The organism is Mycobacteriales bacterium (assembly GCA_035533475.1).
Classification (GTDB): Bacteria; Actinomycetota; Actinomycetes; order DATLTS01; family DATLTS01; genus DATLTS01.
In genome coordinates, this window is the sequence record DATLTS010000008.1 from 22,672 (window position 1) to 28,836 (window position 6,165).

Consider the following 6,165-nt stretch of genomic DNA (forward strand, 5'->3'; position numbering starts at 1 on the left):
CGGCGATCACCACGGCCCATGCTTGCCTCTGCCCGGGGGTCCCGGATCACGCACAAGGGCGTTCGCGGGGGAGGTCGCCTACCGTGGTAGCGGGCCGGCTCGGGGAGGCGGTTGGTGACGTCTAGCAGCGGTTCAAAACCCTCGCCGTAGGCCACCTGAACGACCGCCCGGGCGGCTTGGCGCTCTGGTCCGCCGGCAACCCTTGACGACGCCGCGGAACAGCGGGCGCGCACCGAAGGACATAGCCCGGAGAAGACCGCCGCGATCGCCGATCTGGCCACACAACTAGACGCAACGGTCGCCGGTGTCATCCTGGCGCTGCCTCTCCTCCGCGACTGATGAGGCTGCGGGCAGGTCTGGCGCCGTCTCTGGCCGCGCGGTCTCAAAGAGCCGTGGGACCCATCGGCGACGCGGGCGCTTTCGGAGAAACGCCAACTTCCGCATCGGACGGAGCACGACGATTTCCGGAAACACCGATTGCCCGCTCTCAGCGGAAATGGTAGATTACCCGAAGGCAGCAGGCCGAGACAGGAGGTGTGGCGTGTCATCCGGTCGGGCGGCTCTAGAGCGCGAGGCGGACATCCTGGCCGAGGGCTTGAACCAGGTGCGCTCCCGGCTCCCGAACGGGTGGAGCCTGGAAGCCCGCGGCGATGTGGCCCTCTTCGGGCCGGATGCGGTAGCCGAACTCTCCGCCCCCGGTGGGGAGCGGACGTCCCTTGTCATCGAGGTCAAGCGGAACCTGGTCACGAAGGACCTCGTGTCAGTTCTCGATCAGCTCAATGCTTACATAGCCGGCGGTTTCGTCGGCACTAGCCCGCGTTCTCGCATGGACCAGGCCGTGCCCATGGTCGTAGCGCGCTACTTTTCGCCACCGCTTCAGGCTTGGATGACTGAGCGAGAGGTGTCCTATGCCGACGCGACGGGAAATGTTCGGCTCGCTTTAGGCCGACCTGCCTTGTTCCTTCGAGATGTCGGGGCCACGAAGGATCCCTGGCGCGGCCCCGGCCGACCGAAGGGGAATCTGACCGGGGAGCCGGCGGCGCGGGTCGTGCGTGCGCTCGTCGACTTCGGCCCCCCGTACTCGGTGCCTACGATCATCGACTTGGCCGGGGCATCCAGCGGCGCTACGTACCGAGTGGTCGAGTTTCTGGCGGATCAGTTGCTGCTTACCCGGGAGGCACGCGGGCCTGTTGTCGGCGTCGAGTGGCGCGCCCTAATCGAGCGATGGGCCAAGGACTACGGGTTCAGCCGGACCAACTCGGTGACGAGCTACCTCGCACCTCGTGGCCTACCTGATCTGCTGTCGCGACTGTCACAGGTTGCTCCCGCGCCAGGCCTTCGCTACGCGGTCACGGGCACGTTCGCCGTACAGCGCTCGGCCCAGTACGCCCCTGCCCGTAACGCGATGATCTACGCTGATAACCCGGCCGCACTCGCCCAGCAGGTTGGTCTGCGCGAAGTCGAGACCGGCGCGAACGTCCTCGTCGCGAAGAGCGCGTATGACGTGGTCTACGAACGCCCGTCGGTAGTCGATGGTGTCTTCATGGTTGCGCCGAGCCAAGCGGCGGTCGACCTCATGACGGGCCCCGGTCGCAATCCAGCCGAGGCCGAAGAGCTACTTGCGTGGATGGAGGCAAACGCGGGTGAGTGGCGTGGCTGACGATCTGCTCGTTCGGGCGCGATCGACGCTGCTCGATGCGCTGATCGCGTTGCGCGAACACCGGGACTCCATCGTCGTGATCGGCGCGCAGGCGGTCTACCTGCACACCGGACTGGCACCGGTCGCCGTTGCCGAAGCCACGAAGGACAGTGATTTGGTCATAGACACTCGATCGCTCGGTGAGGATCCGCTGATCGAGGCTGCAATGCGGAGAGCCGGCTTCGAGCTGGATCGGGAGAAGCGCCAACCGGGTGCCTGGCTCAGCCCGGCGGGCATCCCGTGGATCTTATGGTTCCGGAGGCGCTAGCCGGTGAGCACGGGCGGCGCAGCGCCGACGTGCCGCCCCACCAGAAAGAGGCGATGCGTTGGGCTGTGGGACTCGAAGCCGCTGTCGTCGACAACGCGGAGATGGAGGTCCGCGCCCTGTCCCAAGATGACGACCGCCGGGTATCCGCGCGCGTTGCAGGGCCGGCAGCGCTGATCGTTGCCAAGATGCACAAGATTGGCGAGCGTCAAGACAACCCGAAGCGACTCGTGGACAAGGACGCCTACGACGTCTATCGGATCCTCGTCGCGGTGGAGACCGACGTCGTCAGCGCGTCGCTCCGACGGCTCCTTACCGACGATCTTGCCGGGGCGGTCACCGAGTCGGCATTGGTTAATTTGCGCGACCTGTTCGCGGCGGGGCCCGAAGCGCTGGGATCGATGATGGCCGGCCGAACCGAGGACCGTTTGGGAGACCCCGCAACGGTTGCCGCTTCCTGTGCGGTGCTGGCCTCGGATTTGCTCGCAGCTACCGATACCAGGTGATCTCTGACGCCTATAGGCCAGTGCTGCTTGGTAGCGGGAATCCGTTTGCAAGTAGGCGCCGGTGTCCGCGCTAGGACGAAAGGGGTGCGGCCGATGGGCCGGTCGGGCTGGGCGCCGCGCTTAGCCCCGTCGGCGGCTGGCTCGCCGGCCAGGCAACGAGTAGGACCGTCACCGAGCCACCTGAGATTCGGGCTTAAGTGGGGGGGAAGATCGCGAATGAACGGCACCGCACGGGAGCGCACAGTTGACCCGCCAATTTCCAGAATACAGTGACAAGTTATCGACGCAGGTGCTAACAGGTGTCGACGCTGCGTTATCTCCGCAGGTCACAGGCATGATCATTTATATTGCCGTTCGCCTGGGTCCACGTTCGGGGGCACCGGTGGCTACTCGGTAGCCGACTGTGGGGGCCTTCCGCGGGGCAACCTCATCGCCTTTCAGGAGCGGCTCAGCGGTCGATGCGGATCAGTCGGCCGGCGCGTTCGTCCTCCAGGGTGGTGATGTCGGCGTCGACCATGACGTGGACCAGGTTCGCGCCGAAGGTGGTGGCTGTCCACCCGAGTTCGCGGGCGGCCTTGGATGGGTCACCGATCAGCGCGTCGACCTCGGAGGGCCGCTCGTAGCGGGCGTCGTAGGCGACGTGCTTTTCCCAGTCGAGCTGAGCGCGGTCGAACGCCGCGACGCAGAACTCGCGGACGGTCATCGCATGCCCGGTGGCGAGCACGTAGTCGTCGGGGGATTCGGCTTGCAGCATCCGCCACATTCCTTCGACGTAGTCCGGCGCGAAACCCCAGTCCCGCACGGCGTCGAGGTTGCCGAGGTAGAGCGTGTCTTGTATCCCGGCGGCGATCCTGGCCACCGCCCGGGTGATCTTGCGGGTTACGAACGTCTCCCCGCGGCGTGGCGACTCGTGGTTGAACAGGATCCCGTTGGTGGCGAACAGGCCGTAGGCCTCGCGGTAGTTGACGGTAGCCCAGTGGGCGTAGAGTTTCGCGACGCTGTACGGCGAGCGTGGGTGAAAGGGTGTCTGCTCGTTCTGTGGCGGCGCCGTGGAGCCGTAGAGCTCCGAGCTCGACGCCTGGTAGAAGCGCGTGTTCACGTCGGCGGCCCGGATCGCCTCGAGCAGCCGCATGGTGCCGAGTCCGGTGGTGTCACCGGTGTATTCGGGCATCTCGAAGCTGACCTTCACGTGGCTTTGCGCGGCCAGGTGGTAGACCTCGGTGGGCTGCACCTCGCGCAGCAGGTTGACCAGGCCGGTGCCCTCTGCCAGGTCGCCGTGGTGGAGGAACAGCGTGCGGTTGGCCTCGTGCGGGTCGCGGTAGAGCCCGTCCAGCCGGCTGGTGTTGAACGTCGACGACCGGCGGATCAGCCCGTGCACTTCGTAGCCCTTGCCGAGCAGCAGCTCCGCGAGGTAGGAGCCGTCCTGCCCGGTGATGCCGGTGATCAGGGCGGTCTTGGCCATCTGGGAGTCCTTTCGCGGCGGGCGTTCGTGCGGGTGCGTCAGGCGACGCGGGTGTCGCGCTGCTCTGTGTACCAGGCGTAGGTGGCGGCGAGGCCGTCCCGCAAGGGGATCTGTGGCTCCCAGCCCAGCGCGCGCAGCCGCGAGATGTCGAGCAGCTTGCGCGGTGTGCCATCGGGCTTGCTGGTGTCCCAGGCAAGCCGGCCCTGGAACCCGACGACCTCGGCCACGGTCTGCGCCAGCTGGCGGATGGTGACGTCCTGACCCGCGCCGACGTTGATCGGCGCGCCGTCGTCGTAGTGCTCGAGCAGGTGAAGGCAGGCACGTGCCAGGTCGTCCACGTGCAGGAATTCCCGCATCGCCGACCCGGTGCCCCACAGTTCGACGACGTCGCGCCCTTGCTCTTTGGCGTCGTTGAACTTGCGGATCATCGCGGGGAGCACGTGGGAGGTTTCGAGGTCGAAGTTGTCGTTGGGGCCGTAGAGGTTTGTCGGCATGGCGGAGATGTAGGAGCACCCGTGCTGGCGGCGCAGCGCCTGCACCTGCAGGATCCCGGCGATCTTGGCGATTGCGTAAGCGTCGTTGGTCGGCTCGAGCGGGCCGGTCAGCAGCGCGTCCTCAGTGATCGGCTGTGCGGCGAGCTTGGGGTAGATGCACGACGAGCCGAGGAAGAGCACCCGTCGGATGCCGAGCTCCGCGGCGGCGTCGAGGGTGTTGACCTGGACCCGCACGTTGTCGCTCAGGAAGTCGGCCGGGTAGGTCGCGTTGGCCAGGATGCCACCAACCTTCGCGGCGGCCATGATCACGTATTCGGGCTTGTTCTCCCGGTAGAAGTCGAAGACGGCCGCGCGGTCGCGGAGGTCGAGCTCCTGGGACGTTCGGCCGATGAGGTCGGTGTGGCCGCGGGAGGTGAGCAGCCGCCAGATCGCGCTGCCGACGAGGCCGCGGTGGCCGGCGACGTGGATGCGGCTGCCGGGCGTCAACGGCTCGTGAAAGTCGTGCACCCCGCCAGTCTAAACGGCGGTCCCCGGAGTGGTGCGGTCAGGAATGCGTGGGCGAGGTGCTTCCGAGACCGCGTCCCATGATTTCCCAGAGCCGTACGTCGCTCAGCGTGGCTACCCGTCGTTCCTCAATCACGTCGGAAGCGGCGAGGCGCTCACGCCAGCGGTCGATGTGAGCCTGGTTCGCGATGATGTCCTCGCGGATGACCGGCCAGTACGAACGCCGTGAGTGCGGCTTGCTGCTCCGCTGGCTCGCGTCCCAGGCCCGCCGTGCCGGCTCGTCATAGAGGTGCCGTAGCGGCATGTCGAGCACGGGGTAGAGAGCCGGCCGCGTCAGGGTGCAGCATCGCTGCCACGATAGGCGCGGCGTTGCGGGAGAGCCGGTGAAGGAAGTGCCGGTGGAGCTCTTCAGCGCGGTCATACAGGCCGTCAACACCGGCCGGATCTGCTTGGACGAGAGTGACCAATGTGGGCACCGGGGCCCAGGGTGCGTGAGCCGCCGACTCTACCAGCCCAACCGCGTCCGCCGGGGAGATCTCGAGCCCGAGAAAGCTCAGCCGCCCCAGCAATGGCAGGTCGACCGAGCCGGCCGGCATCATCTGATCCCCGCCGGCGCAGTCGTACCAACGCACGACGTCCGCACAGGCTCGGCAGCCGGCCAGCAGGGACGACCACGCCAGATCTGTTCCGATTTCATGGTTCGCCACCGAGAGACTGCTCGTGGTGATCACAGAAAGGTCTCCTGGGCTCCGGTGGCTCTTATTATGGTGATGGCGTGGACGGACTCTCGTTACCGGCATCCTTTTTGTCCGGCTCGGTGGACGCCAGTCGCGGGACGGTCGCTTTCAGCACCCTTGCCCTGCCTGTTTGGGAATGGCGATTCAGGCCGCCTGGAAGCCTCGGCAAACGTCTAAAACCGCGGTCAAAGGGCCTCTTACCCGACCGGACCGTGTGGCAAACGAGGTTGAATCCCCGTGGTAAAGCCGGGGTAAGCGCGATTTTGTGGTAATTCCGTGGCAAAAATGCAACCCCAAGGTAGCCGTTATCGAAAAGCGGGCTGGCATACATATGAACGGCCAAAACTCCCAACACGGAGGTCGCGTCCATGATCATGGTGTAGGGATGATCACCACGTCATCCGTGTGTTGACATTACCGTTCGTTGGCGCCCTCCAGCAGTTCCTCGACAAGGACCGCGTCGCCGCAGCTGGGACACGGTCCGCCGGTGCCGACGCG

The 6,165-nt window shown here is 66.3% G+C and carries 6 protein-coding genes; 3 read left to right on the plus strand and 3 right to left on the minus strand.

Going from position 1 to position 6,165, the window contains the following annotated elements; all coding sequences use genetic code 11:
* Positions 1 to 541: 541 nt before the first annotated feature.
* Genes VNG13_00900 through VNG13_00910 form a run of 3 tightly spaced genes read left to right on the plus strand, consistent with a single transcriptional unit; the run spans position 542 to position 2,470 of the window.
* The gene (locus VNG13_00900) at positions 542 to 1,660 is read left to right on the plus strand and encodes a hypothetical protein (protein HVA59080.1); all 1,119 of its coding nucleotides are present in this window, start codon (positions 542 to 544) and stop codon (positions 1,658 to 1,660) included.
* Positions 1,653 to 1,967 (plus strand): hypothetical protein, encoded by a 315-nt coding sequence (locus VNG13_00905; protein HVA59081.1) that lies wholly within the window; start codon positions 1,653 to 1,655, stop codon positions 1,965 to 1,967. The genes VNG13_00900 and VNG13_00905 overlap by 8 nt, the downstream gene beginning before the upstream one ends.
* Positions 1,949 to 2,470 (plus strand): hypothetical protein, encoded by a 522-nt coding sequence (locus VNG13_00910; protein ID HVA59082.1) that lies wholly within the window; start codon positions 1,949 to 1,951, stop codon positions 2,468 to 2,470. Before VNG13_00905 ends, VNG13_00910 begins: the two co-directional genes overlap by 19 nt.
* Positions 2,471 to 2,918: 448 nt before the next feature.
* Here VNG13_00910 and gmd read toward each other — a convergent pair whose 3' ends face one another.
* The 3 genes from gmd to VNG13_00925 are packed head-to-tail and all read right to left on the minus strand — an operon-like array spanning position 2,919 to position 5,351.
* The gene (gene gmd / locus VNG13_00915; GenBank protein HVA59083.1) at positions 2,919 to 3,932 is read right to left on the minus strand and encodes a GDP-mannose 4,6-dehydratase; all 1,014 of its coding nucleotides are present in this window, start codon (positions 3,930 to 3,932) and stop codon (positions 2,919 to 2,921) included.
* 38 nt (positions 3,933 to 3,970) lie between these two features.
* Positions 3,971 to 4,933, minus strand: a complete 963-nt coding sequence (locus VNG13_00920) for a GDP-L-fucose synthase (GenBank protein ID HVA59084.1) — start codon at positions 4,931 to 4,933, stop codon at positions 3,971 to 3,973.
* 37 nt (positions 4,934 to 4,970) lie between these two features.
* A complete protein-coding gene (locus VNG13_00925; GenBank protein HVA59085.1) occupies positions 4,971 to 5,351 on the minus strand; it encodes a hypothetical protein in 381 nt (126 codons plus the stop codon).
* Between the last annotated feature and the right edge of the window lie 814 nt (positions 5,352 to 6,165).